The sequence below is a fragment of the Stenotrophomonas rhizophila genome (genome assembly GCF_007667275.1).
In the GTDB taxonomy this organism is placed as follows: domain Bacteria; phylum Pseudomonadota; class Gammaproteobacteria; order Xanthomonadales; family Xanthomonadaceae; genus Stenotrophomonas; species Stenotrophomonas maltophilia_AE.
In genome coordinates, this window is sequence record NZ_VDQT01000002.1 from 619174 (window position 1) to 643525 (window position 24352).

The window sequence follows — 24352 nt, forward strand, 5'->3', positions numbered from 1 at the left end:
GGTTCCCGCTTGTGGTTTATTCATTTTTAAGCGGGAGCAGGGTATTCAGCGCGTGATGCCCTGACCAGCGCCGCGCACGCACTGGAGCGTCTTGTTCGTGAAGACCGATTTTCACGTAGCGTTGGGCGCAGCTGTGGCCACGTTCGCGCAGCGCTTGGGTTCAGACGCAACCGTCCCCATAATCGCGGTCATGGAAATCAAGTCTGACAATCCCGAACACGGCTTCCAGTTCCCCGGTCAATTCGAGCTCAGCGCGATGGGCCCGGCGAACAGGGGGCTGGAACATGAGCTTCCTGCCCTGCTGATGAACGCCGGCATCGACGTGGTGAAAGAGCGGATCAGCTGGAAGACCTCGTCCAACGGCAAGTACGTCTCGGTGCGGCTGGTGTTCAAGGCCGAAAGCCGCGAACAGTACGACGCCGCGCATGAAGCCCTGCGCGAACATCCGGAAGTGAAGTGGACGCTGTAGAAACCTGTGCGCTGGACGTCGCTGCCCCCGGGCAGCGGGCGGCGCGCGCGGCCATCGTGCGCGACCTGGGGCGCCAGCCCTACGCGCCGGTCTGGCATGCAATGCAGCGTTTCACGGATGCACGTACCGACGACACCCCGGACGAGCTCTGGGTGGTCGAGCACGATCCGGTGTTCACCCTCGGCCAGGCCGGCAAGGACGAGCACGTGCTGGCGCCGGGCGACATCCCGGTGCTGCACGTGGACCGCGGTGGCCAGGTGACCTACCACGGTCCGGGCCAGATCGTGGTCTACCCGCTGCTGCAGCTGCGCCGGCTGGGCATCGGGGTGCGCGATTACGTGTGCCGGATCGAGCAGGCGATCATCGATACGCTGGCCGAATGGAATATCGGGGCTGAACGCCGGGACGGGGCACCGGGGGTATACGTGGGCGGGGCCAAGGTGGCCGCGCTGGGCATCCGGGTCCGCCGGGGCTGCACCTTCCACGGCCTGGCCTTCAACGTGGCGATGGACCTGGAACCGTTCCACCGCATCAACCCCTGCGGCTACCAAGGGCTGCAGGTCACCTCGATGGTAGACTTGGGGGGACCGTCCGGCATGGCGGCCGTCACGCCGGTACTGCTGGGCCACCTGGCCCGCCAGTTCGGCCTGGACCCCCAGCCTGCCGCGGACCTGCCCGATCTGACAGACCATGACTGAATCCACTGCTCGCATCATTCCCCTGCAGGTCGTGCAGGGCGACACGCCGTCCGCCGCGCCGTTGCAGGCGGGGGTCAAACAGCTGGGCGGCGACAAGATCGGCCGCTCGCCGGTGCAGTTCGCCGACGCGCCGGTGCTGCGCAAGCCGTCGTGGATCCGGGTGCGGATCCCGTCGGGCAACGCGGTGCAGACGCTGAAGGCGAAGTTGCGCGAGAACCGCCTGGTCACGGTCTGCGAAGAGGCGAGCTGCCCGAACATCCATGAGTGCTTCAGCCATGGCACGGCCACGTTCATGATCCTCGGCGAGGTCTGCACGCGCCGCTGCTCGTTCTGCGACGTGGCCCACGGCCGACCGAAGCCGCCGGACGCGGGCGAGCCGGCCAGCCTGGCCCAGACCGTGGCCGACATGGGCCTGAAGTACGTGGTGGTGACCAGCGTGGACCGCGACGACCTGCGCGACGGCGGTGCTCAGCACTTCGCCGACTGCATCGGGGCGATCCGGGCGAAGTCGCCGAACACCCGCATCGAGGTGCTGACCCCGGACTTCCGTGGCAAGGGCCGCATGGAGCGGGCGCTGGACATCCTGGCGACCAATCCGCCGGACGTGTTCAACCACAACATCGAAACCGTGCCCGACCTGTACCGCAATGTGCGGCCGGGCGCGGATTACCAGTGGTCGCTGACCCTGCTGAAGAACTTCAAGGCACAGCACCCGTCGATCGCGACCAAGTCGGGCATCATGCTCGGCCTGGGCGAGGACATGGACCAGGTGCGGGCGACCATGCGCGACCTGCGCGCGCACGACGTGGACATGATCACCATCGGCCAGTACCTGCAGCCGACCGCGCACCACCACCCGGTGCTGCGCTACTGGACGCCCGAGGAATACAAGGAACTGGAGCTCTACGGCTACGAGCTGGGCTTCAGCCACGTGGCCTCCGGCCCGATGGTGCGCTCGTCGTACCACGCCGACGTGCAGGCAAAGGGCGCTGGCGTCGCCTGAAAAGCGGCTGCCGGTGGGGCGAGCGCGGGGCCGCCGTGCCCTTGTGGGCGAATTTCCCCCGGCGTCGGCCTGCGGCCGCCACCTTCCTCCTTTTAATTCGCCCACAAGGGCACGGCGGCCCCGCACTCGCCCCACCGGCGTGGCACCGCGACATCTGCTTTTCCATTGCCAACCGCAAGCCGAGCCCCGTCGCGGCCGGTAGGTCCCTGGCAAAGTAAAGGAGGAGGTGTCGGCCGCAGGCCGGCACCGGGGGACATTTGCATAGGGGCCTGCCGGCCGCGGCGGGGCCCCCCAACGCTCGCGATTGCCCCGCCCGAAGACCGTCGACCCGCTCCGCCCTGAACGCCTACCGACCGCGGAACGCTTCAGGCCGTAGCGCGGTCTTACCCGTAAACCCCATCCCCCACGGCAATCCCGCGTCATTCACAATTTGATACAGCGCCGCGTTTAGGCTGGAAATCCGCGTTCTGTCGCGGCGGATGACAAACCCCGCAACTTTCGGCACTGTCGTGTGGTCTGATCCGCACGCAGTCTCTCCCCTGGCAAGGTGCCATGAGCAAGTTGATGAAATTCAAAGCCCCCGCATTCCTGATGGCCCTGGCGCTGAGCGCCCCCCTGGCGCTGGCGGCGTATGCCGACTCGCCGGCCTTGCCGTCGGCGGCCACGGCCGACCAGGTGACCACCTCCAAGCTGGTCTACGGGCTGCTGTCGGACAGTCGCTACGCCTACCGGCCACGCGCGCTGGATGCGGCCACGTCCAAGGACGTGTTCAAGCGCTACCTGGAGTCGCTGGACGGCAGCAAGCAGTTCTTCACCCAGGCCGACATCACCAGGTTCGCCCCGTTCGAAGCCAACATCTCCTCCGCGATCCGTGGCGGCGAGCTCGAGCCGGCGTTCCAGGTGTTCGCGGTCTACAAGCAGCGCGTGGGCGAGCGGGTGGGCTATGCGCGCAAACTGCTCAAGCAGGATTTCGACTTCAGCAGCGATGAGCGCTTCGAGTACGACCGCAAGGACGTGCCGTGGGCGGCCAGCAGCGCCGAGCTCGATGACCTGTGGCGCAAGTCGGTCAAGAACGATTGGCTGCGGCTGAAGCTGGCCGGCAAGCAGCCGGCGGACATCCGCAAGACGCTGGACAAGCGCTATGCGCAGCTGGAGAAGTCGGTCAACGAGCTGAAGGGCGAGGACGTGTTCCAGTTCTTCCTCAACGCCTACACCAGCGCGGTCGATCCGCACACCGATTACTTCACCCCGCGCACCGCCGAAAACTTCAACCAGGCCATGTCGCTGTCGCTGGAAGGCATCGGCGCGCAGCTGCAGCGCCAGGACGACATGGTGGTGATCCGCGAGGTCATCGCCGGCGGTCCCGCCGCCGTGAACGGCACGCTGAAGCCGGGCGACCGCATCGTCGGCGTCGGCCAGGGCAAGTCCGGACCGGTCGAGGACGTGATCGGCTGGCGCATCGATGACGTGGTCGCCAAGATCCGCGGCAAGAAAGACACCCAGGTGCGGCTGGAATTCATTCCGGCCGAGGAAGGCGTGGACGGCAAGCCGCACATGCTGGTGCTGACCCGTCAGAAGGTGCGCCTGGCCGAGCAGGCCGCCAAGGGCGAAACCCTGACCATCCCCGCGAAGGACGGCGAGCCGGAGCGCCGCGTGGGCGTTATCAAGCTGCCGACCTTCTACCAGGACTTCGAGGGTCGCCGTCGCAATGCCACCGACTACGCGTCGGCCACCCGCGACGTCGCCAAGCTGCTGGCCGGTTTCAAGAACGACAAGCTGGACGGCGTGGTGCTCGACCTGCGCAACAACGGCGGCGGTTCGCTGGACGAAGCGATCGAACTCACCGGCCTGTTCATCGAGCAGGGGCCGGTGGTGCAGGTGCGTGAATCCGGTGGCCGCGTAACGGTCAACAACGACCGCAGCGAAGCGGTGGCCTGGGATGGCCCGCTGGCGGTGCTGATCAACCGCGGCTCGGCCTCCGCGTCGGAAATCTTTGCCGGCGCGATCCAGGACTATGGCCGCGGCCTGGTCATCGGCGAGACCACGTTCGGCAAGGGCACCGTGCAGAACATCGTGGACCTGGACCGTTGGCCGAGCGGCGAAGCCCAGCGCTTCGGCCAGGTCAAGCTGACCATCGCCCAGTTCTTCCGCGTCAGCGGCAGCAGCACCCAGCACAAGGGCGTGGTGCCGGACCTGGCCTTCCCGGCCAGTGTCGACGCCACCGAGTACGGCGAAAGCACCTACGACAATGCCCTGCCGTGGACCCGCATCGCCGCCGTGCCGCACACCCAGTACGGCAACTTCGGACCGCTGCTGCCCAAGCTGGAAAGCCGTCACGCCTCGCGCATCGCCACCGACAAGGAATTCCAGTGGTGGAACGAGGACGTGGAGCAGTTCCGCACCGAAGCGGCCAAGAAGTACATTTCGCTCAATGAGGGCGAGCGGCGTGCCGAGCGCGAGCGCCAGGACACCCAGCGCAAGGAGCGCCAGGCCACCCGCAAGCAGCTGGGCCTGGACCTGGACCCGCTGGCCGACGACAGCAATGACGATGGCCTGACCGGCAACGAGCGCGACATCGTCAAGGATGCGGCGCGCGAGAAGGCCGCCGAAAAGCGCCCTGATCCGTTGCTGCGCGAGTCGGCCGCGATCCTGGCCGACGCGGTGAACCTGCTGGCCGAAGACCGCCCGCTGTCGGCGCAGGTCCTGCCGCAGTCGACCGCAGTGGGCCGTTGGGCGGATTGACGTTCCGGCACCCCGGCGCACGACCAACGGTCGTGCGCTACCGGGTTGCGGTGCCCGCGCCGCCGCCGGTAGGTCACGACCGTTGGTCGTGACCGCGTGAACCCAACAGAAACGAAAGGCCGGCTGAAGCGCCGGCCTTCTGCGTTCTAGACCCCACGCATACGCCGCCGCCCCTATGCTTGGCCGATCTTCCTCCTGCAGGAGCGCCCATGCGGCTGTCCCATGCACTCCCGGCCGGCCTGCTGGCCCTGTCCCTGTCCGCCTGCGGCGGCAAGGCTGCCGACAGCACGCTGCTGCGCGAATCTTTTGATTCGGGCGACACCTACTCGCGCACCGTGCCCGGCACCCCGGCGCAGGCTTGCGAAGCCTCGCGGCGCACCCTGCTGAGCCAGGGCTATGCGATCGCGCGCGCCGACGCCGACGCGGTGGAAGCGAACAAGAATTTCCAGCCCAGCGAGGATTCGCATGAGCAGCTCGTGCTGCGCATCTCCTGCGCGCCGCGCGGCGATGAAGCGCTGGTGTTCATCAGCGCGGTGCAGGACCGCTATGCCTTGAAGAAGAGCCCGACCTCGGCCAGCGTCGGCGTGGGTGCGCTGGGCTCGGTCTCGCTCCCGTTCGGCAGCAACGACGATTCGCTGGTGAAGGTCGCCAGCAGTACCGTGCAGGACGCGGATTTCTACCGCCGCTTCTTCGCGCGCCTGCAGCAATACCTGCCGGCCGCCAAGGCCAGCACGCCGGAACCCGCACCGGTACCGCCGGTGCCCGCACCTCAGGCGCCAGTACCGGAGCCGGCACGCGAGCCTACCGCCGCGCAGCCGGTTCCGGCGTCACCCACGCTTGATCCCGCCACCTCGGCGCCCACACCGTCCACCTCAGCCCCCGCTACCGCCAGCCCGCTGCCGCCTACGCCCGTCGGGGATACGCCGGTTCCGACCCACTGAGCGGCCGCGTCTCCGTGCTGCGCGCGCGCACCTGCCTTCGCGCCCGCCCCCGCGCTGTGGCGACGGTCCTGGCAGCGCTGCTGGCACTGCCGGCGTCCGGCGTGGCCGCAACGCCACCCGGCTGCGTGCAGTCATTGCTGCAGCAGCTCGGCTGGACGCTGGGCGAGGCTGACATTGACGCGCCACGTGTGCACGGTGGCCCCGTCTGCGACCGCGACGACCTGCAGCAGGCGCAGGCCGCCGGCGACCTGCGTGCACAGTGGCCGCGCGCCTGGGCACCGGCACAGCGCGAGCAGTTCCTGCGCGGGCTGCTCGACGATCCAGCAACGGTCTGTGCCTTTGCATTCGAGCTGGGCAAGGCCACGGTGCGCGCGACGAACCGGTTGCAGGACAACCCGGGATTCCGCTTCTCCGGGCTGCAGCTGGGCTGGATCGGCTTCGGCACCGGCGGTGCCCACGCGCAGGGCTGGGAAGGATTCCGCAGCCTGGGACGCGGCTACCAGCCGTCCGGCCGCAACAGCGACGCGCTGCAGGCGTTCTACGCCGGCCGGGTGCGCGGGGAGTGCGGCGTGGGCCGCCAGGTCGCGCAGCTGGCGACCCAGCGGGAGCTGTTCGGAGATGCGGATTTCGATACCGCTTTCAGCCCGGGCGAGCTGTCGATCGGCACCTTCCTGACCCTGCACGGCACAGACAGCATCCTGCTCGGCAGGCACGCCGGCGCGCTGTTCGCCGATGGCAAGGCCGTGCGTACCTCGCGCCTCGGGCGCCAGGCCTTCGTCGGTGCCCCGGGCTTCATCGAGCACGTGTTCGATCGCCAGTTCCTGGACGACATCAACAACCAGGCCGAAAACTTCGTCATCGTGTCAGTGAGTGCGGAGGCGGGCGACGCCCTGCGCACGCACGGCGGCTTCGCCCATTACGACCGCATCAACCGGCGCATCTCGGAGCTGGCCAGCCAGATCCCGGGACCGGGGCCGCGCCGCTTCGAGCGGCTGCTGTTCGAGCGCGACCCGACCCTGCGCGCCGCGCTGCCGGCCCGCCAGCAGCCGTTGCTGGCTGAACTGGATGCGCTGCTGGACGATCCGTTCTACCAGGGGTTCGTGATTTATGTGCATCCGCGCGGTATACGTCCGGTGGGCTATCACGTCGCACGCCTGCTCGACCGCAATCCGCGCACGCCGTTTGCGTTCGAGCTGGGCCTGCACAACCTGCATACCACGCTGTACCACCGCTGGGTCGAGACCCGACTGCAGCGGTGTCCGGCAGCGTTGATCGATTCGCAACCCGAGCAGAGGTGAGTCATGGAAATTGCAATGATTGGACTGGGGCGCATGGGCGCCAACATGGCCGAGCGGCTGCATCGCGGCGGCCACCGCGTGATCGGTGTCGACCCGGGCGACGCGGCGCGCGCCAGCGCTGCCGAGCGCGGCTTCGAAGTCAGCGCGTCGGCCGCCGAGGCACTGGCGCAGCTGTCGGTGCCGCGCGTGGTGTGGTTGATGGTGCCGGCCGGCGAAGTGGTCGACCAGACCCTGGCCGCGCTGTCGCCGCACCTGTCCGAAGGCGACGTGGTGATCGACGGCGGCAACTCGTACTACAAGGATTCGATGCGCCGCGCGACCCAGCTGCGGGAAGAGGACGTTACCTACCTGGACTGCGGCACCAGCGGCGGCGTGTGGGGCCTGCAGGAAGGCTACAGCCTGATGATCGGTGGCGACACCGACGCGGTGCAGCGGGTCGGTGACATCTTCCGCACCCTGGCGCCGGCGCGGGACAGCGGCTGGGCGCACGTGGGGCCGAGCGGGGCAGGGCACTTCTGCAAGATGGTCCACAACGGCATCGAGTACGGCATGATGCAGGCCTATGCCGAAGGCTTCGCGCTGATGCAGCGCAAGACCGAGTTCAACCTCGACCTGGGTGAGGTGGCCCGGGCCTGGCAGCACGGCAGCGTGGTGCGTTCCTGGCTGCTCGACCTCAGTGCCGACGCACTGCAGCGCAATCCGCAGCTGGACGGCATCGCCCCGTTCGTTCCCGATTCCGGTGAAGGTCGCTGGACCGTGGCCGAGGCCATCGACCTGGATGTCTCCGCACCGGTGATCACCCTGTCGCTGCTGGAGCGCCTGCGTTCGCGCGAAAAGAATTCCTTCAGCGACCGCATGCTGTCGGCGCTGCGCAACCAGTTCGGTGGCCACGCCATGATGAAGGAGTAAAGCGGGGCTGCGCCGGTAGGGTCGGTTCCCAAACGACTGCACGGAAGGGTGATCGGCACGTGGACGCATGACCCTGGCCGGAGCGACGTCTCCGATGAGAGTCATGCCCCACCGCTCTGATCATCGGCATCGGCCGTTGATCGGGATGCAACCCAACCGGCAGACCGTGCCGTTGATTCAGGTTCGCAGTTACCGAAGATCCACGCGCCGGCCACTGTCGGCGCTTTCGCGGCCTGCCTCCAGCAGGCGCATCAGCTGCAGCGCCTGCTCGGCGCTCACCGGTGCCTCCTGCCCGCCCAGCACCGCGTCGCGGAACGCGGTGTAGAACTGCCGGTAGTCACCCCGCACATTGTCCACGCTGCGGCGCTGCACCTTGCCGTCATCGTCGATCCAGACGTGCTGCCCGTGTACGGGATCCAATCCCCACCCCGGTGCACCCGGCGCGATGCCCTGGCGCAGCTGGTCTTCCTGCACGTCGCGACCGTCCTTGAGGAAACTGCCGTGGCTGCCATGCACCGCGAAACGCGGCGTCGATGCGGCGACCAGCGAACCGGCATGCACGATCGCGCGCAGGCCGGGGTAGTGCAGGACCGCATGGAAATAGTCGTCGCTGCGCGCGCCGTCGCGTTGCGCCGCGATGTCGGCGCTGATCGCTTCGGGCCAGCCGAACAGCTGCAGCATCTGGTCGAGCAGGTGCGGGCCCAGGTCCATCCACAACCCGCTGCCGGGTGCCTCGCTCTCGCGCCAGCGGTCGCGCACCTGCGGGCGGAAGCGGTCGAAGTGCGAATGGCATTCGGCGATGCGGCCCAGCACACCGGATGCAAGCACGCCGCGCAGGGTCAGGTAGTCGGCATCATGACGTCGGTTCTGGAACACGCTGACCACGCGCTCGGCGCTGCGTGCGGCCTCCACCACGCTGCGCGCTTCGGTCATGTCCAGTGCGAATGGCTTGTCCACCAGTACATGCTTGCCGGCCTGCAACGCGGCAAGCGCGAGCGGCGCATGCTGTTGGTTCGGCGTGGCGATCACCACCGCGTCGATGGCCGGGTCGGCCAGCAGCGGTTCCACCGCCGCATGCACGTGCACGTCGGTAAACGTGCGTAGCAGCCGGTCGCGTTGCGAACTGACGATGCTGTGCAGGGCCAGCCCGGGCGTGTGTTGCAGCAGCGGCGCATGGAACACGCTTCCGGCCAGGCCGTAGCCGATCAGTCCCACCTGCAGGGTCGCGGTCATGGTGTCGTCTTCCGGTGGCGTGGGCTAAGAATAATTGCAATTGATGCACTGCGGAAACATGAATATCAGGCGTTGAAACTGACTGGTTCACGGCGATTTGATGTCATGGCGACGCCTCGTGTACGCAGTGGCGCCGACACTGGGCACACACACTAGGAGACACCGCACATGACCACCACTACGCGTAACCTGCTTGCTGCTTCGCTTGCCTTCGGCATGCTGCTCGGCACCTCCGCGGCGATGGCCAAGGATCCGCCGAAGACCACCGACCACGCCGCCATGACCCATGCCGACAAGCATGATTCCGCCGAGCCGGTCACCGATACCTGGATCACCACCAAGGTCAAGAGCGACCTGCTGGCGAGCAGCAACGTTCCGGGCACCAAGGTAGAGGTGGAAACGGTCAACGGCGTGGTGTCGCTGTCCGGCACCGTGGCCACCAAGGCCGAGCATGACAAGGCGATCACCACCGCCAAGGGCATCAAGGGCGTGAAGAGCGTCGATGCCAAGGCGCTGAAGGTAGCCACCGCCGCTGCCACGCGCTGATTTTCGCAGCACGGAAGACATCGGGGCGCGCCGCAAGGCGCGCCCTTTTTGCTGGGCGGGGGCTTGGCCGCTCCCGTGCCGCATTCACGTTGGTGTGGGGTATATTCACGCCATTGACGAACCCGGCCGGGGAGGCCGAGTAGCCATGCCGCCGATCGGGTCTTCGTTGGGACACCTGCGTATCCTGCTGGTCGAAGATTCGCCTGATGATGCCGCGCTGATGAGCCGGCAGATGCTCGAGGCCGGTCTGCAGGCCAGCTTCGAGCGGGTGGAGACCGCAGCCGAACTGCGCGACGCGCTGTTGCGTTTCGCACCCGACGTCGTGCTCTCCGAACTGGACATGCCCGGCTTCGCCGGCAACCAGGCGCTGGAGATCGTACGCGGCTGGCATGCGGACCTGCCCTTCATCTTCGTCTCGGGAACCCTGGGCGAAGAAAACGCGGTGGCAGCGCTGCACCAGGGCGCCAACGACTACATCATCAAGCACCAGCCGGCCCGCCTGCCGTCGGCCGTGGCGCGTGCGGTGCGCGATGCGCGCGGCTCGGTCGACCGCCAGCGGGTGGAGGCCGAACTGATGCGCGCGCAGCGGCTGGAAAGCCTGTCGCTGCTTGCCGCGGGGCTCAGCCACGACCTTCGCAACATCCTGCAGCCGCTGCTGATCATGCCGGAGCTGCTCAAGGCGCGTACCCAGGACCCCCGGCTGCATCACCTGGCCGACGTGATTGCCGAGTGCGGACGGCGCGGCCACGAGATGGCCGAGTCGATGCTGTCGTTCGTGCGCGGCTCGCGCACTGCCATCGAACGCATCCAGGTCACCCACCTGTTCGAAGCGATCGAGCTGCTGCTGCGCAGCACGCTGCCGGCCCGGGTCAGCCTGCACCTGGAGGTGGCCGATCCGGAGCTGGCGGTGGATGCCAATTACACCGAGCTGCAGCAGGTGTTGTTGAACCTGTCGCTCAACGCCATCCAGGCGATGCCCGAGGGCGGTCGGCTGACCCTGCGCGCCGAGCTCGACACCGACCCGCACGGCCCGGAACGGCTGCGGCTGTCGGTGAGCGACGAGGGCGTGGGCATGAGTGCGGAGGTGATGGCGCACCTGTTCAATCCGTTCTTCACCACCAAGGCCAACGGCACCGGACTGGGGCTGATTTCCTGCAAGCGCATCATCGAAGGCGCGCAGGGCAGCATCCAGGTGGCCAGCACGCCCGGCGTGGGCAGCTGCTTCGTGCTGCTGCTGCCGGTCCGCGCCGAGACCGTCGAGGCAGCGCCGCAGGTGCAGCCGGTGGCTGCCGGTGCGGGCCAGTCGATCCTGGTGGTGGATGGCGAGGCGACCCGCCTGTCGCTGCTGGGCAATGCGCTGTCCAGCCAGGGCTACCACCTGCAGCTGGCCTCCGATGGCGGCGCGGCGCTGCGCTGGATGCAGCAGGAGGCGATGCCGGCGCTGGTGATCGCCGATGCGGGGGACAGGCTGCTTTCGGCCAGCGACCTGCTGGATGAAATGGCCGCGCTGGGGTACCACGGCCCGGCACTGGTGCTGGAAGACGTGGATGAGCCGGTGCCGTTGCAGGGCTTCCCTGCGGGTGTGGAGGTCCACGTGCTGCGCAAGCCGCTGGAGATGCAGCAGGTGTTCCGCTCGGTGGCCGACGCGTTGTCCTGATCGCGGGGAATACCGGCGAACGGTTGGTATCTACCCGGTTTCCCAGGGAAAGCGGGGCAGGCTCGCCACCGCCTGTTCCAGCCGCCGCGACCAGTTGCCGTGGATTTCCGCATACAGCGGGCTATCCCCGGACAGCCGCATGCGGTGGCTGATACGCAGGTCGCCGGTGCGCAGCAGCACCAGGTCCACTGGCAGGCCCACCGACAGGTTGGAACGGATGGTCGAATCCAGCGACACGATAGCGGTCCGCGCGGCGTCGTCCAGATGCGTCTGTGGGCGGATGATGCGGTCCAGGATCGGCTTGCCGTACTTGGATTCGCCGATCTGCAGGAAGGGCGTCTCGGGCGAGGCGGCAATGGCGTTGCCGAGCGGGTAGATCATGTACAGCCCCGGATGCTCGCCGCCCACCTGGCCGCCCAGGATCAGGGTCGCCTGGGTATTGACCCCGTCATGGCCATGCTCGGGCGTGCTGCACTTGACCTGGCTGTCGACCAGCACCCGGCCCACGTACTCGGCGACCTCGAACAGGTGCCGGTAGGCCAGCAGGTTTTCCGGCCGCTGTTCCTCCACATCGCGGTGCAGGCGCGAGATCAGCAGCTGGGTGGTGGCCAGGTTGCCGGCGGCCATCACCACGAAGCTGGCCTTGCCGGGAAACTCGAATTCGTGCAGCTTGCGATGCACGCGAACGTCGTCCAGCGACGCGTTGGTACGGGTATCGGCGGCGAAGACCAGGCCCTCGTCCACCTCGATGCCGACGCAATAGGTCATGTCGGTGTCCTATGATGTGCACCCCGATTCTATGCGGTGGCCCTGTTGACCCCGTGTGGATTCGCCCCACGTACGCTGAATGACCATGACCACTGTGCTCCTGAGCCTGGGCAGCAACCTGCAGCCGCAACAGCATCTTCACGCCGCGGTGGCCGCGCTGCGCCAGCGTTTCGGCGACATCCGCGTGTCCCCGGCCTACCGCACGGCCGCGGTGGGCTTCGACGGCCCGGCATTCCTCAACAACGCGGTGGCGATCGAGACTGATGAGCCACTGGAGGACCTCGACCGGTGGCTGCATGCCGTGGAAGACGCCCACGGCCGCGACCGCAGCGGCCCGCGCTTCAGCGACCGGACCCTGGACATCGACGTGGTGTTCTATGGCGACCTGATCGTCGAGGGCCCCGGCCACCTGCGCATTCCGCGCCCGGAGCTGAAGCATGCCTTCGTGCTGAAACCGCTGGCCGACATCGCCCCGGAGTTCATCGACCCGGTGAGCGGCCTGACCCTCGCCGCCCTGTGGCGGGCGCACCCCCAGTTCGCAGACCCGTTCGAGGTCGTCGAGTTGTGACGACCAACGGTCGTCACCTACCGCCAGGGGGCATTGCCCGGTAGGTATCGACCGTTGGTCGATACGCAGCCGGCATCACGTCAACATCCGCCCCCCATCCACCCGCAGCGTATGCCCGGTCACGAACGGCGCGTCGTTGACCAGCCAGTAAACCGCCTCGGCGATCTCTTCGACCGTGCCGGTGCGGCCCAGCGGTGTGCGCGCCAGCAGCGCCTGCTGGGCGAAGTCGTCCTTGCCCTGCTCGGGCCACAGGATCGCGCCCGGTGCCACGGCATTGACCCGCACTTTGGGCGCCAGCTCCAGCGCCAGCGAGCGGGTCAGCATTTCCAGCGCCGCCTTGGCCGCCGCGTAGACCGGGTGGTCGCGCATCGGCTGGGTGCCGTGCAGGTCGGTCAGGTTGACGATGCAGCCCTGGTGGCGGCGGAGCTGGGGCGCCGCGGCCTGGGCCAGCAGCAGCGGGGCGCGGGCGTTGACCGCGAACAGGTCGTCCCACTGCGCGGCGGTGATCTGGCCGAGCAGGGTCGGGTAGAAATTGGAGGCGTTGTTGACCAGCGCGTCGAGGCGGCCGAACTGGGCCACAGTCTGCTCGACCAGGTCGGGCAGGGCCTCGGCATCGCGCAGGTCGGCCTGCAGGGCCAGTACGCTGCCTGGGCGCAGCATGTCCAGGTCGAAGGCCATCTGCTGCAGTTCGGCGGTGGAGGTGTGCGCATGCAGCACCACCGACCAGCCGCACGCGTGGAACTGGCGGGCGATGGCCGCGCCGATCCGGCGCGCGCTGCCAGTGATCAGCACGACGGGTGTGGTGGCGGTCATCGGGGCTCCTTCCTGCTCGGCTATGCTGTGCATTGTCACCGCAATCGCCTGCACCATGCATTCCTCATTGCCCACGCCCGACACCGACGCCCTGGCCCACAGCGACGAACTGGCCGCCGCGCTGCGCGCGGAGATCCTCGCCAATGGCGGTGCCATGCCGTTCGCCCGGTTCATGGAGCTGAGCCTGTATGCGCCCGGGCTGGGCTACTACAGCGCAGGCTCCAGCAAGTTCGGTGAAGCCGGCGATTTCACCACCGCCCCGGAAATGGGGCCGCTGTTCACCGCCACGCTGGCCAATGCGATCGCCCCGGTGATGCAGCAGCTGGGCCCGCAGGCGCGGTTCCTGGAGCTCGGTGGCGGCAGCGGCGCGTTCGCCGAGATCCTGCTCAAGCGCATGCTGGAGCTGGATGCGCTGCCCGAGCGTTACGCGATCCTGGAGCCCAGCGCGGACCTGCGCGAGCGCCAGCGCGAACGCCTGCAGCGGGCGCTGGTGCCGCCGCTGTTCGCGCTGGTGGAGTGGCTGGACGGCCCGTTCGACGACGACTGGGATGGGGTGGTGTTCGCCAATGAAGTGATCGACGCCCTGCCGACACCGCGCTTCCTGGCGCGCGACGGCATGGTCTATGAGGAAACCGTGGAGCTGGATGCCGACGGTGCGTTCATGCGCGGTGCGCAGCCCGCCGACGCCATGCTGACCGCCGCCGTGCGCCACCTGGAGCGTTATCGCGAAAAGCCCTTTGCCGACGGCTACCGCTCCGAACTGCTGCCGCACCTGCCGTACTGGATCCAGGCCGTGGCCGGTGGCTTGAAGCGTGGCGCGATGTTGTTCGTCGACTATGGGTACCCGCGCAATGAGTTCTATCGCGATGACCGCGACGACGGCACCGTGCGCGCGTTCTACCGCCACCATGTGCACAACGACGTGTTCCTGTGGCCGGGCCTGCAGGACCTGACCGCGTCGGTGGATTTCACCGCACTGGCCGAAGCCGGCACCCATGCCGGGTTCGAACTGGCGGGGTACTGCAGCCAGTCCAGTTTCCTGCTCGGCAACGGGCTGGATGGATTGTTGGCGCTGGCCGAAGGCCGTGCCGACGAGATCGGCAAGGTGCGCCTGCGCGACCAGGTCAAGAAGCTGACCCTGCCCAGTGAAATGGGTGAGCGTTTCCAGGTGATGGGCTTCCAGCGCGACGTGGATCTGGAACCGGCGTTCGCGCTCGGCGACCTGACCTGGCGGCTTTGACATGCGGGCAACAGGGATGTTGAAGCCGCTGCGTTTCCCACGGCTGTGGCTGGGCCTGTGGTGGCTGGCGATCGGGCTGACGATCGTGGTCTGCCTGATCCCGCCGCCGCCGCTGGCGCTGCCGCAGAACAGCGACAAGATCGAGCACTTCCTTGCGTACTTCCTGCTGGCCTCGGCGGCGGTGCAGATCTACCGTACGCGCGCGGCACTGCTGTGCGCCGGCGCCGGGCTGGTCCTGCTGGGCGTGGGTATCGAGTTCCTGCAGGGCGCGTTGACCACCACCCGCATGGCGGATCCGATGGACGCGCTGGCCAACAGCATTGGCGTGGTGGCCGGCATGGCGGTGGTGTTCACGCCGCTGCGCGATCTGCTGCTGCGCCTGCGCGGGTGAGGCGGGTGACGACCAACGGTCGTCACCTACCATCACGCGGTTGAATCGGTAGGTGCCGACCGTTGGTCGGCACGGACTCAACGCGGCACCAGCTCCAGCGTGTCGAGCACCCACATCGTCGGACGGGTGTCGCCGGTGAAGCGCACGCACAGGTCCTGGCGACCCTTCAGCGAACGTGGCAGTGCCGCTTCCAGCGTGATGAACCCATCCTTGCCCGGCGTGGCCGGCAGCGGCACGCTGGCCAACGGCTTGCCATCGCACTGCGCGTTGAGGATGTCCATCTCACCGTGCGCGCTGCGCGCCGGCACGAAGCGCCGCTGCGGCTCGTCATGCGCCAGCTGGAAGTAGTACGGAATCTGCCCGGCCCGCACCCGCAGCGTCGCAATGCCGTCGACGTCCGCGCCTTCCCACAACCAGCACGGGTTGAAGATGTTCACGTTGAAGATCGCGCGCGCGCCATCGGCCGGGCCGTCGTCTTCCAGCCGCAGCAGCAGCTTGCCTTCGCCCGGGCACATTGCCAGGTGCTCGTCGGTACGGCCCAGCAGCGACTGCGCGGTGACGTCGAAGCGGCTGGCCGCCTTGGCCAGCGCCTGCCCGTCGAAGAACGTGGCAGCCTGCACCCCCACCGGCAGCGGCTGGATCAGCGGCGCGGTGTAGCGCGGCGACGCGGCGGTGACCGGGCTGCCGTCCACGCTGTAGCGGATCTCGTAGTTGAGCGGGTTGCGCAGTGCCAACGTCGCGGTGCCGGCCTTGCGGTCGTCGCTCACATCCGCTTCCACCTCGAATGGCGTCTGCGCGTAGGCGATGCCCATGGCCTGCCAGCGCTGCAGCTGCGACGGCAGGCGCGCCAGGAAGTCGGCGAAGTCGCGGCGCTCACGGGGCGACCAGCCGGTTTCGGCGACCGCGGCCAGGCGCGGGAACACGTTGTGGTGCAGGCGCGCGACACTGCGGGTGTGCTCGGTGAACATGTTGGCCTGCAGGCCCAGGATGTGCTGCTGCTTGTCGCGGGCCAGGCTGTCGGGCACCGGCTCGAACCCGTACACGCGGCCCAGCGGAGTGGTCAGCGGGCGGCCCGGCGGCTCGTTCTCCGAGTTGGTCTGCAGGTAATCCATGTACATGTCGGTGACCGGCGACATCACCACGTCGTGGCCTTCGCTGGCAGCCTTCAGGCCGCCCTCGGTACCGCGCCAGGACATCACCGTGGCTTCCGGCGGCAGCCCGCCTTCGAGGATCTCGTCCCAGCCGATCAGGCGGCGATCGTGCTGTTCGAGGAACTTCTCCAGCCGCTTGATCAGGTGCGCCTGCATCTCGTTTTCGGTGCCGGCGCCCACTTCGCGCATGCGTTCCTGCACGCGCGCGGAGGCTTCCCACTGGTCCTTGACCGCCTCGTCGCCGCCGACATGGACGTACTTGGCGGGGAACAGCTGGATGACTTCCTCCAGCACGTTCTCCAGGAACTCGAAGGTGCTCTCTTCGGTGTTGAACAGGTTCGGGAACACGCCCCATTCGCTCAGCGGCTGCAGCGGCGTATCGATCGTGCCCAGCTCGGGGTACGCGGCGATGGCGGCGGTGGCGTGGCCGGGCACGTCGATCTCCGGGATCACCTGGATATGCCGCGCGGCAGCGTAGGCGATCACTTCACGGATCTGGTCCTGGGTATAGAAGCCGCAGTACGGGCGCGGCGCACCGGTGGCCGGGTCGCGGCCGCCATCGCCGGCCGGAATGCGGCAGCTGCCCACCCCGGTGAGCTTCGGGTAGCGCTTGATCTCCATGCGCCAACCCTGGTCATCGGTGAGGTGCCAGTGGAAGGTGTTGAGCTTCTGTTCGGCCATCGCGTCGAGCACGCGCTTGATCTCGTCCAGGCTCTGGAAGTGGCGGGCCGAATCCAGCATCAGGCCGCGCCAGCTGAAGCGCGGCGCGTCGTCGATCTTCAGTGCCGGCACCACGCCGTTGCTGCCGCCGGTGAGCAGCTGCGAAAGGGTGGCCGCGCCGTAGAACAGGCCCGCTTCGGTGGCTGCCTGCACGGTCACGCCGCGCGCATCGCTGCGCAGCTGGTACCCCTCGGCGCCGGTCTTGAGCGCACCGTCGATCACGAAGCGGATGCCGTCGCTGCCACGCCCGGTGGCCAGCGACAGTGCCGGGCCGCCGCTGTGCTGCACCTGGGTGGCGAACAGCGCGGCCACGCGTTGCGCAGCGGCGCCCTGCGCACGCAGCGCGGTTGTGGCGGTGACGGTGTAGCCGGCGCCCTCCAGGCGTTGCAGGTGGGCCGGCGCGGGAATGAGCGGCAGCGAGCCGGGCAGGGCACGCGGGCCTTCCGGTGCCTGGGCGTCGGTGGCATGGGCCAGCGGCGCGAGGGAAAGTGCCAGTGCGAAGGAGAGCAGCGACAGCGAGGTACGACGGGTGCGGGTATGCATCGGGTCATTCCTTTGGTGCGTTCTAAAAAAACGGGCCCGGATGTCCGGGCCCGTCTCGGGAAAACAAGACCGGTAGTGCCGGGCTGTGCCCGGCATACCTTAATACTTGAAGCGGAAGTTCAGGTAGTACTGGCGACCGTTGGAGTAGAACGAGGTCGGGATGGACGCGCTCTGGTAGTACTTGTAGGTCGGGTTGTTGAGGTTCAGGCCGTCCAGGGTGATGCTCATCCACTTGGTCGGGGCGTAGCTCAGCGATGCCGACAGCGTGCCGAAGTCATCCTGGTAGTACGGGTTCGCACCGGACAGGCTGATCAGGAACGAGGAACGGCGGGTGTAGCTGACGCGTGCACCGAAAGTTTCATTCTCGAAGAAGGCGCCCACGTTGTAGGTGTTCTTCGAGGTGCCCAGCAGGTTGTGGCTGCCGTCGGCCCAGGTGTGCGCCGAGCTGCCGTTGGCGTAGGTGTAGTTGGCGTTGAAGCCGAAGTTCTCGCCGATCGGCTGTTCGTACGCCACTTCCACGCCGGTGACCTTGCCGTCGGCGTTGATCGGGGTGGAGACCGCGTAGGTTTCAAGCTGGTTGGTCAGTTCGCTGAAGAGCTGGCGGTTGACCACGTCGAAGGCGACGTAGTCCTTCAGGTCGATGTGGTACGCACCGACCGACAGCAGGCCGCGCGGCATGAAGTACCACTCCAGGTTGGCGTCCAGGTTGCTGCCGATGGTCGGCTTCAGTTCCGGGTTGCCGCCACCGCCGGTCTTGTTCAGGTCCGAACCCCATGCAGACGCACCCAGCGCGGAGTAGTCCGGCAGGGTCTGGGTCTGCGACGCGGCCACGCGCAGCACCAGGTTGTCGTCCAGGTCGAACTTGATGTTGGCGCTCGGCAGCACGCGGTCGTGCTTGTTCTGGAACGCCTGGCGCTGCCACATGCCGAACAGGCTGCTGACGTCGGCACGGGCCGCGTCGCTGACGGCCAGGTAGGTGTCGATGTCCTGCTTGATGTTCACGTAGCGCAGGCCGACGTTACCGCTCCACCAGTCACCGGCGAAGTTGGCCTGCACGTAGCCGGCGAAGTTCTTTTCCTTCACCTTCCACTCGGCGCCATAGTTGTGGCGGCCGGTCGGGCCATCGTTTTTGGACAGCCAGGTGGAGTTGTTGAGGATGGCGGTCTTCAGCGCGTCCGGGGTGTAGTACCAGATGTCGCGCGGGAAGGTGCCACCGATGCCGCTGGCGAAGTTGCTCGGGTACTGGCCAGTAGCGCTGCCCTGCAGGGCCGACCAGATGTCGCCCGGGCTGGCGCCTTCCGGCGACAGCGCTTCACGCTCGTGGTCGGCGAAACGCAGGCCGAAGTCGATCGAGCTCAGTGCACCGCCATCGCTGAAGTACTGGTTGAAGTCCAGCGACGCCCAGTCTTCCTTGTCTTCCGCCTTGACCTGCTGGTTGCCCCAGGTGCCGAAGCTGCTGACGCCGCCCGGGCCGGTGTTGCCGCCCACGTTCCAATCCACCGGCGAACCTGCGCCATGGGTGGCCCAGCTGGCGCCGCCGCCCTGGCCCAAGGTCACTTCGGCAATGAACTGGCGCGGGGTCTCACCGGTGCCCTTGGTGGTGCCGGCCTGGAACTTTGCGCCCAGGTTGTCGTTGATCTGCCAGTCGGCGTCGAAGGTGACGTAGCTAGTCTTGGCCGTCGCCTCACGGTAGATCATGTCGTACACGGCGTAGTTGGTGCCCGGCACGCCCGCGTAGGTGGCATTGGTGAGTACGCCGTCCTTGATCGTGTAGCCCGGGTTCGGGGCCTGCGATGCGGCGAAGTTGCCGCCCCACATCATGTAATTGCGGTTGTAGTTGTTCGCTTCAAGTTCGGAGGTGAAGCCGCTCAGGCCGAGGGTCAGGTCGTCCATCGGCTTCCACTGCAGGGTGACCAGGCCGCCCTTGCGCTCACGGGTCTGCTCGAACAGGGTCGAACCCAGCAGGCCGGGCACGTTGACGCCGATCAGGTCCGGGTTGGTTGCCGCCACCGGATCGGTGGCCTTGATCTTGAAGAAGCCGCCCGGGATTTCCTGCGCTTCGCGGCGCAGCTCACGCTTCTGGTAGAAGCCCTGCACCATCACGCCGAAGGTGTCGTCGGCGTTCTTGTAGTTGAACAGGCCCGAGAACTGCGGGTCGTTGGAATCGGCCTGGTCCGAGCGCACCACGCCCAGCGAGGCTTCGGCACTGAGCTGCTTGGAGAACTGCAACGGCTTGCGGGTGATGATGTTGACGGTACCGGTGGTGCCGCCGTCCTGCAGCTTGGCCTGCGAGGACTTGTTCACTTCCACCGAGCTGACCAGCTCGGACGGCAGCAGCGAGTAGCTCACGCTGCGGCCGACGTTGTTGCCCTGGCTGAGCACGAACCAGTCGGCCGAGCCGACGCTGTGGCCATCGATCAGGGTCTGGGTGAGGCTGGGGCTGGTGCCGCGCAGGCTCACGCGGTCGGCTTCGTCGAAGCCGCCTTCGTCGGCGCTGGCCGAGCTGATGTTCACGCCGGGCAGGCGCTGCAGGGTGTCGGCCACGTTGTGCGCCGGCAGCTTGCCGACGTCTTCGGCGGTGACCACTTCCAGGCGCGCATTGGCATCACGCTTGGTATCGAGGGACTTCTCCATCGAACCGCGGATACCGGTGACGACCACGGTATCCAGGTCGGTGGCGGTGGGCTGTGCGTCCTGCGCATGGGCGCCGAAGGCGATACAGCTGAAAATGGCTGCCGAAAGCAGGCTCTTGCGGTGGTTCATGATGTCTCTCCTCATCAATCGTTTGTGCGCCAGCGACGGCGTGCGGTTTGCGATGCGTGCGACCTTGCCCAGCGACCGTTGCCGGTGCGCGACCTACCTACCTTTCAAAAAGCGTCCGTGCGGCCGAGGTACCAGCTGGCGGCGCCGATGACGCCCAGCTGCCCGTGCTCGACCACCTTCACGGGTATGCGTTCCAGCGCCTCGCGCATCGGCCCCTTGTTGAGGTACCGGGCGACGAAGCTGCTGTTCAACAGGAATTCGCGGATCTGCGGCAGGATCCCGCCCGCCAGGTACACGCCACCGTGGGCGCCATACTGCAGGGCCATGTCGCCGATGGTGCTGCCGAGCAGGCCGCAGAACACTTCAAGGCTCTGCCGCGCCAGCACGTCCTGGTTGCTGACCGCCGCGGCGGTGATCGCATCGGGCGTGGCCAGCACGGCCGGCTGGCCTTCGATCGCGCACAGGGCGCGGTAGAGATTCATCAGGCCTGGGCCGGACAGCGCATGTTCGACCGAGACGTGGGCGAGCTCGCGCTGCATCTGCCGCACGATCGCCATTTCCAGTTCGGTACTCACCGCCAGCGTCGGCTGGCCGGCTTCGGTGGCCAGCACCACCGCGCCATGCGCGGTCGGGATCCACAGCGCCGCACCCAGCCCGGTGCCCGGGCCGACCACCAGGGTCGGGCCGCGCGGGGCGGTGGCCGGGCCGGTCAGCTGCAGTACGCCGCTGGCATCGACCTGCGCGGCGGCGTAGGCCACGGCTTCGAAGTCATTGACGATGTACACCGTTTCCAGGCCGAGGTCGGCCTCGATCTGGCGCGCCGACAGCGGCCACGGCACGTTGGCGGTGATCACCGTGCCGTCTTCGCGGGCATACCCGGCGGTGGCCACCACGCAATGCGCGGGGCGCTCGCCGTCGGCGATGAAGGCCTGCAGGATCGCGCTCAGCCCGGCGTAGTCGGCATTGCGGAACTTGCGGTATTCCAGCAGCTGGACCGGATGGGCCGGATCCTGGCTGGCCTGCACACGGGCCACGCGGACATGCGTGCCACCCACGTCGGCCGCCAGGAACGGCGGCATCGTGAGGGGGGCGTTGGCCGATACGGCGTGGGCGGCTGCGGTCACACGGGCTCCCTTGGGATACGTACGGCCAGGTCTGGCCCCGGCGATTGAGCGGAGTCTGTAATCGTTCTGACAACGATGTCAACGATAACCTCACACTTTCGATGCTGCGCCGCAACGACCTGCGTCACAAGAAAACGTTTTCAGCCCCGCGCCGTCAAGATTTCGTAAAGCCGTTGCAATCACTGGCCGCGTGAAGGCACGGCGGGGGCTGGCGGCGTTTCTGCGCAGGTGCAGCACGGCGTTTTCCGCAGTCGGCGCGGAAACCAGTTGTTGACAAAGCCGGGTAGCCCATCGAATAAATGTGACAACGTTGTTCCCAGCCACTCTTCCGACGTCGCCCGCGTGCCGTCGATGCAGGAGCCTTCCAGATGTCTGTCGTGCCTGCTGCTTCCGCGCGTTCGAGCGTGGCCACCTCGATCCTCATCATCGGGGTGCTGTTCTTCCTGATCGGCTTCTTCACCTGGCTCAACGGCCCGTTGATCACCTTCGTCAAGCTGGCCTTCGAGCTGGACGAGGTGGGCGCGTTCCTGGTGCTGATGGTGTTCTACCTGTCCTACTTCTTCCTGGCCCTGCCGGCCTCGTGGATCCTCAAGCGCACCGGCATGAAGAAGGGCCTGAGCCTGAGCCTGCTGGTGATGGCGGCCGGCGCGGTGGTGTTCGCCCACTTTGCCCAGCAGCGCTGGTACCCCGGTGCACTCAGCGGCCTGTTCATCATCGGCAGCGGCCTGGCCCTGCTGCAGACCGCGGTGAACCCGTACATCAGCATCCTCGGCCCGATCGAGACCGCCGCGCGACGCATCGCGCTGATGGGCATCTGCAACAAGATCGCCGGCATCCTGGCCCCGCTGCTGATCGGTACGCTGGTGCTGCACGGCATCGGCGACCTCTCCGAGCAGGTCGCCGCCGCCGACCCGGTGGCCCGCAACGCCCTGCTGGACACCTTTGCCGCCAAGATCCAGATGCCGTACATGGCCATGGCCGGGCTGCTGGTGGTGCTGGCAGTCGGGGTGTTGTTCTCGCCGCTGCCCGAGCTGAAGACCGCCGAAGCCAATGCAACGCCGGCGCGCGCGCCCGGCCTGGCCGAGCGCACCAGCATCTTCCAGTTCCCGCACCTGTGGCTGGGCGTGCTCTGCCTGTTCGTCTACGTCGGCGTGGAAGTGATGGCCGGTGACGCCATCGGCACCTATGGGCATGGCTTCAACCTGCCGCTGGACCAGACCAAGCTGTTTACCTCCATCACCTTGGGCGCGATGCTGGTGGGCTACGTGGCCGGCCTGGCGCTGATTCCGCACCTGGTCTCGCAGCAGCGCTACCTGAGCATTTCGGCCAGCCTGGGCGTGCTGTTCTGCATCGGCGCCCTGTTCACCCACGGCTATGTGTCGGTGGGCTTCGTCGCCGCGCTGGGCTTTGCCAACGCCATGATGTGGCCGGCGATCTTCCCGCTGGCCATCCGTGGCCTGGGCCGTTTCACCGAAACCGGGTCGGCGCTGCTGGTGATGGCCATCGCCGGTGGCGCGATCATCCCGCAGGCCTTCGCGGTGCTGAAGCAGCACTTCGACTTCCAGTGGGTGTTCGCGGGCCTGATGGTGCCGTGCTACCTGTACATCCTGTTCTACTCCCTGCGCGGCCACCGGATCGGCCTGCCCCGCGACGGGCAGTGATCGGCGATCATGGACGCCCAACCGGTGAGCCAGGAAAAGAGCATGCGTAGAGCGACCATCAAGGATGTCGCCGAACGGGCCAAGGTGTCGTTGAAGACCGTTTCGCGGGTCATCAACAACGAACCGTCGGTGATGCAGGCCACGCGCGCGCGCGTGCTGCGCGCGATCGCCGAGCTCGATTACGAGCCGGATCCCGCGGCGCGCAACCTGCGCACCGGCACCACCCTGGTGATCGGGCTGGTGTACGACAACCCGAATCCGTACCACATCATCGGCGTGCAGAACGGCGTGCTCGCCGCCTGCCGCGAAACCGGCTTCGGGCTGCAGATCCATCCCTGCGATTCCAGCTCGCCGATGCTGGCCGAGGAACTGGCCGACTGGGTGCAGCGTTCGCGCCTGGCCGGGCTCGTGCTGACCGCGCCGATGTCCGAGCGCCGCGACCTGGTCGCGGCGCTGACCGCGCGCGGCATCAAGCTGGTGCGCATCATCGCCGCCACCGCCGATCCGCAGGACGGCGCGTGCGTGTTCGTGGACGACCGCGAGGCCGCCTATGAAATCACCGAACACCTGATCCAGCTCGGCCACCAGCGCATCGGCTTCCTCTGGGGCGGCACCTCGCACCGTTCCAGTGGCGAACGCCATGCCGGTTACGAGGCGGCACTGCGCGATTACGGCATGACCGTGGACAAGCACCTGGTGGTGCAGGGCGACTACACCTTCGACGACGGCTTCCGCGGCGCACGGCGCCTGCTGGCGCTGCGCGAACCGCCCACGGCGATCTTCGGTTCCAATGACGAAATCGCCGCAGGCGTTCTGGCGGCGGCCAAATCGGCGGGCATGAACGTTCCGTACGACCTGTCCATCGCCGGCTTCGAGGACAGCCCGTTCTCGCGCCAGTCGTGGCCACCGCTGACCACCGCCAAGCAGGCCACCGAAGACATCGCCCGCCACGCCGCGCGCCTGTTGATCGCGCAGCTGCGCAGCGACGCCTACGACGATGCGCCCCTGCAGCTGCAGAACCAGGGCTTTGTGCCACAGCTGGTCGTGCGCGGTTCCACCGCGCCGATGCGGCCGGTGGGTACACGGCCCTCCACCCCTGAAACCACCTGAGTCC

General features: G+C 67.5%; 20 protein-coding genes. 14 read left to right on the top strand and 6 right to left on the bottom strand.

Going from position 1 to position 24352, the window contains the following annotated elements; genetic code table 11:
- Positions 1–190: 190 nt before the first annotated feature.
- The 7 genes from FSZ13_RS08860 (at position 191) to gnd (ending at position 8060) form a co-directional block, all read left to right on the top strand.
- Positions 191–469 carry a DUF493 family protein gene (locus tag FSZ13_RS08860; RefSeq protein ID WP_145479170.1) on the top strand — a complete coding sequence of 93 codons (279 nt, stop codon included), beginning with the start codon at positions 191–193 and terminating at the stop codon, positions 467–469.
- Positions 457–1167, top strand: coding sequence for a lipoyl(octanoyl) transferase LipB (gene lipB / locus FSZ13_RS08865; protein WP_145479171.1), 711 nt, complete (start codon positions 457–459; stop codon positions 1165–1167). Before FSZ13_RS08860 ends, lipB begins: the two co-directional genes overlap by 13 nt.
- Complete coding sequence (gene lipA / locus FSZ13_RS08870; protein ID WP_145479172.1) at positions 1160–2170, top strand: lipoyl synthase; 1011 nt, start codon at positions 1160–1162, stop codon at positions 2168–2170. Before lipB ends, lipA begins: the two co-directional genes overlap by 8 nt.
- A 564-nt stretch (positions 2171–2734) precedes the next feature.
- The gene (locus FSZ13_RS08875; RefSeq protein WP_145479173.1) at positions 2735–4912 is read left to right on the top strand and encodes a carboxy terminal-processing peptidase; all 2178 of its coding nucleotides are present in this window, start codon (positions 2735–2737) and stop codon (positions 4910–4912) included.
- A gap of 209 nt (positions 4913–5121) precedes the next feature.
- Positions 5122–5853 carry a DUF2242 domain-containing protein gene (locus FSZ13_RS08880; RefSeq protein WP_145479174.1) on the top strand — a complete coding sequence of 244 codons (732 nt, stop codon included), beginning with the start codon at positions 5122–5124 and terminating at the stop codon, positions 5851–5853.
- Positions 5854–5870: 17 nt separating this feature from the next.
- Positions 5871–7151 (top strand): hypothetical protein, encoded by a 1281-nt coding sequence (locus tag FSZ13_RS08885; protein WP_428999985.1) that lies wholly within the window; start codon positions 5871–5873, stop codon positions 7149–7151.
- A 3-nt stretch (positions 7152–7154) separates the two neighbouring features.
- Positions 7155–8060, top strand: coding sequence for a phosphogluconate dehydrogenase (NAD(+)-dependent, decarboxylating) (gene gnd, locus FSZ13_RS08890; RefSeq protein ID WP_145479175.1), 906 nt, complete (start codon positions 7155–7157; stop codon positions 8058–8060).
- A gap of 189 nt (positions 8061–8249) precedes the next feature.
- On the opposite strand, the gene FSZ13_RS08895 is transcribed toward gnd, so the two are convergent.
- Positions 8250–9293 (bottom strand): oxidoreductase, encoded by a 1044-nt coding sequence (locus tag FSZ13_RS08895; RefSeq protein ID WP_145479176.1) that lies wholly within the window; start codon positions 9291–9293, stop codon positions 8250–8252.
- A gap of 168 nt (positions 9294–9461) precedes the next feature.
- Here FSZ13_RS08895 and FSZ13_RS08900 point away from each other — a divergent pair, with 168 nt between their 5' ends.
- Both FSZ13_RS08900 and FSZ13_RS08905 read left to right on the top strand, forming a co-directional pair.
- Positions 9462–9839: a BON domain-containing protein gene (locus tag FSZ13_RS08900; RefSeq protein WP_145479177.1), complete on the top strand. Its 378-nt coding sequence runs from the start codon at positions 9462–9464 to the stop codon at positions 9837–9839.
- Positions 9840–9984: 145 nt separating this feature from the next.
- Entirely contained in the window at positions 9985–11496 is a 1512-nt protein-coding gene (locus FSZ13_RS08905) for an ATP-binding protein (RefSeq protein WP_145479178.1), read from the top strand.
- 30 nt (positions 11497–11526) lie between these two features.
- Here the strand turns inward: FSZ13_RS08905 and FSZ13_RS08910 are convergent, their stop codons facing one another.
- On the bottom strand, positions 11527–12264 hold the full coding sequence (locus tag FSZ13_RS08910; protein ID WP_145479179.1) for a 20S proteasome subunit A/B: 738 nt from the start codon (positions 12262–12264) through the stop codon (positions 11527–11529).
- A gap of 85 nt (positions 12265–12349) precedes the next feature.
- Here FSZ13_RS08910 and folK point away from each other — a divergent pair, with 85 nt between their 5' ends.
- On the top strand, positions 12350–12832 hold the full coding sequence (gene folK, locus FSZ13_RS08915; protein WP_145479180.1) for a 2-amino-4-hydroxy-6-hydroxymethyldihydropteridine diphosphokinase: 483 nt from the start codon (positions 12350–12352) through the stop codon (positions 12830–12832).
- 75 nt (positions 12833–12907) lie between these two features.
- Here folK and FSZ13_RS08920 read toward each other — a convergent pair whose 3' ends face one another.
- A complete protein-coding gene (locus FSZ13_RS08920) occupies positions 12908–13645 on the bottom strand; it encodes a pteridine reductase (protein ID WP_145479181.1) in 738 nt (245 codons plus the stop codon).
- A gap of 55 nt (positions 13646–13700) precedes the next feature.
- Here FSZ13_RS08920 and FSZ13_RS08925 point away from each other — a divergent pair, with 55 nt between their 5' ends.
- Together FSZ13_RS08925 and FSZ13_RS08930 are read left to right on the top strand one after the other, a co-directional pair.
- Complete coding sequence (locus FSZ13_RS08925; protein ID WP_145479182.1) at positions 13701–14885, top strand: class I SAM-dependent methyltransferase; 1185 nt, start codon at positions 13701–13703, stop codon at positions 14883–14885.
- A 16-nt stretch (positions 14886–14901) separates the two neighbouring features.
- Positions 14902–15276 (top strand): VanZ family protein, encoded by a 375-nt coding sequence (locus tag FSZ13_RS08930; protein ID WP_260844129.1) that lies wholly within the window; start codon positions 14902–14904, stop codon positions 15274–15276.
- A gap of 77 nt (positions 15277–15353) precedes the next feature.
- On the opposite strand, the gene FSZ13_RS08935 is transcribed toward FSZ13_RS08930, so the two are convergent.
- The 3 genes from FSZ13_RS08935 to FSZ13_RS08945 all read right to left on the bottom strand — a co-directional run bounded on the left by FSZ13_RS08935 (position 15354) and on the right by FSZ13_RS08945 (position 21532).
- A complete protein-coding gene (locus tag FSZ13_RS08935; RefSeq protein ID WP_145479184.1) occupies positions 15354–17690 on the bottom strand; it encodes a family 20 glycosylhydrolase in 2337 nt (778 codons plus the stop codon).
- A 99-nt stretch (positions 17691–17789) separates the two neighbouring features.
- A complete protein-coding gene (locus FSZ13_RS08940) occupies positions 17790–20453 on the bottom strand; it encodes a TonB-dependent receptor (RefSeq protein WP_145479185.1) in 2664 nt (887 codons plus the stop codon).
- Between the two features lie 104 nt (positions 20454–20557).
- Entirely contained in the window at positions 20558–21532 is a 975-nt protein-coding gene (locus FSZ13_RS08945) for a glucokinase family protein (protein ID WP_145479508.1), read from the bottom strand.
- Positions 21533–21945: 413 nt separating this feature from the next.
- Between FSZ13_RS08945 and FSZ13_RS08950 the strand changes: the two genes are divergently transcribed.
- Together FSZ13_RS08950 and FSZ13_RS08955 are read left to right on the top strand one after the other, a co-directional pair.
- A complete protein-coding gene (locus tag FSZ13_RS08950; RefSeq protein WP_145479186.1) occupies positions 21946–23238 on the top strand; it encodes a sugar MFS transporter in 1293 nt (430 codons plus the stop codon).
- Positions 23239–23280: 42 nt separating this feature from the next.
- Positions 23281–24348, top strand: coding sequence for a LacI family DNA-binding transcriptional regulator (locus FSZ13_RS08955; RefSeq protein ID WP_145479187.1), 1068 nt, complete (start codon positions 23281–23283; stop codon positions 24346–24348).
- The last annotated feature ends 4 nt before the right edge of the window (positions 24349–24352 follow it).

Coding starts and splice junctions, on each gene's coding strand:
- FSZ13_RS08895 (WP_145479176.1), bottom strand. CDS start 9,293: ATGACCGCGACCCTGCAGGTGGGACTGATCGGCTACGGCCTGGCCGGA.
- FSZ13_RS08950 (WP_145479186.1), top strand. CDS start 21,946: ATGTCTGTCGTGCCTGCTGCTTCCGCGCGTTCGAGCGTGGCCACCTCG.
- FSZ13_RS08940 (WP_145479185.1), bottom strand. CDS start 20,453: ATGAACCACCGCAAGAGCCTGCTTTCGGCAGCCATTTTCAGCTGTATC.
- FSZ13_RS08930 (WP_260844129.1), top strand. CDS start 14,902: ATGTTGAAGCCGCTGCGTTTCCCACGGCTGTGGCTGGGCCTGTGGTGG.
- FSZ13_RS08860 (WP_145479170.1), top strand. CDS start 191: ATGGAAATCAAGTCTGACAATCCCGAACACGGCTTCCAGTTCCCCGGT.
- FSZ13_RS08955 (WP_145479187.1), top strand. CDS start 23,281: ATGCGTAGAGCGACCATCAAGGATGTCGCCGAACGGGCCAAGGTGTCG.
- FSZ13_RS08920 (WP_145479181.1), bottom strand. CDS start 13,645: ATGACCGCCACCACACCCGTCGTGCTGATCACTGGCAGCGCGCGCCGG.
- FSZ13_RS08945 (WP_145479508.1), bottom strand. CDS start 21,532: ATGCCGCCGTTCCTGGCGGCCGACGTGGGTGGCACGCATGTCCGCGTG.
- FSZ13_RS08905 (WP_145479178.1), top strand. CDS start 9,985: ATGCCGCCGATCGGGTCTTCGTTGGGACACCTGCGTATCCTGCTGGTC.
- gnd (WP_145479175.1), top strand. CDS start 7,155: ATGGAAATTGCAATGATTGGACTGGGGCGCATGGGCGCCAACATGGCC.
- FSZ13_RS08935 (WP_145479184.1), bottom strand. CDS start 17,690: ATGCATACCCGCACCCGTCGTACCTCGCTGTCGCTGCTCTCCTTCGCA.
- lipA (WP_145479172.1), top strand. CDS start 1,160: ATGACTGAATCCACTGCTCGCATCATTCCCCTGCAGGTCGTGCAGGGC.
- FSZ13_RS08880 (WP_145479174.1), top strand. CDS start 5,122: ATGCGGCTGTCCCATGCACTCCCGGCCGGCCTGCTGGCCCTGTCCCTG.
- FSZ13_RS08875 (WP_145479173.1), top strand. CDS start 2,735: ATGAAATTCAAAGCCCCCGCATTCCTGATGGCCCTGGCGCTGAGCGCC.
- FSZ13_RS08925 (WP_145479182.1), top strand. CDS start 13,701: ATGCATTCCTCATTGCCCACGCCCGACACCGACGCCCTGGCCCACAGC.
- folK (WP_145479180.1), top strand. CDS start 12,350: ATGACCACTGTGCTCCTGAGCCTGGGCAGCAACCTGCAGCCGCAACAG.
- FSZ13_RS08910 (WP_145479179.1), bottom strand. CDS start 12,264: ATGACCTATTGCGTCGGCATCGAGGTGGACGAGGGCCTGGTCTTCGCC.
- FSZ13_RS08900 (WP_145479177.1), top strand. CDS start 9,462: ATGACCACCACTACGCGTAACCTGCTTGCTGCTTCGCTTGCCTTCGGC.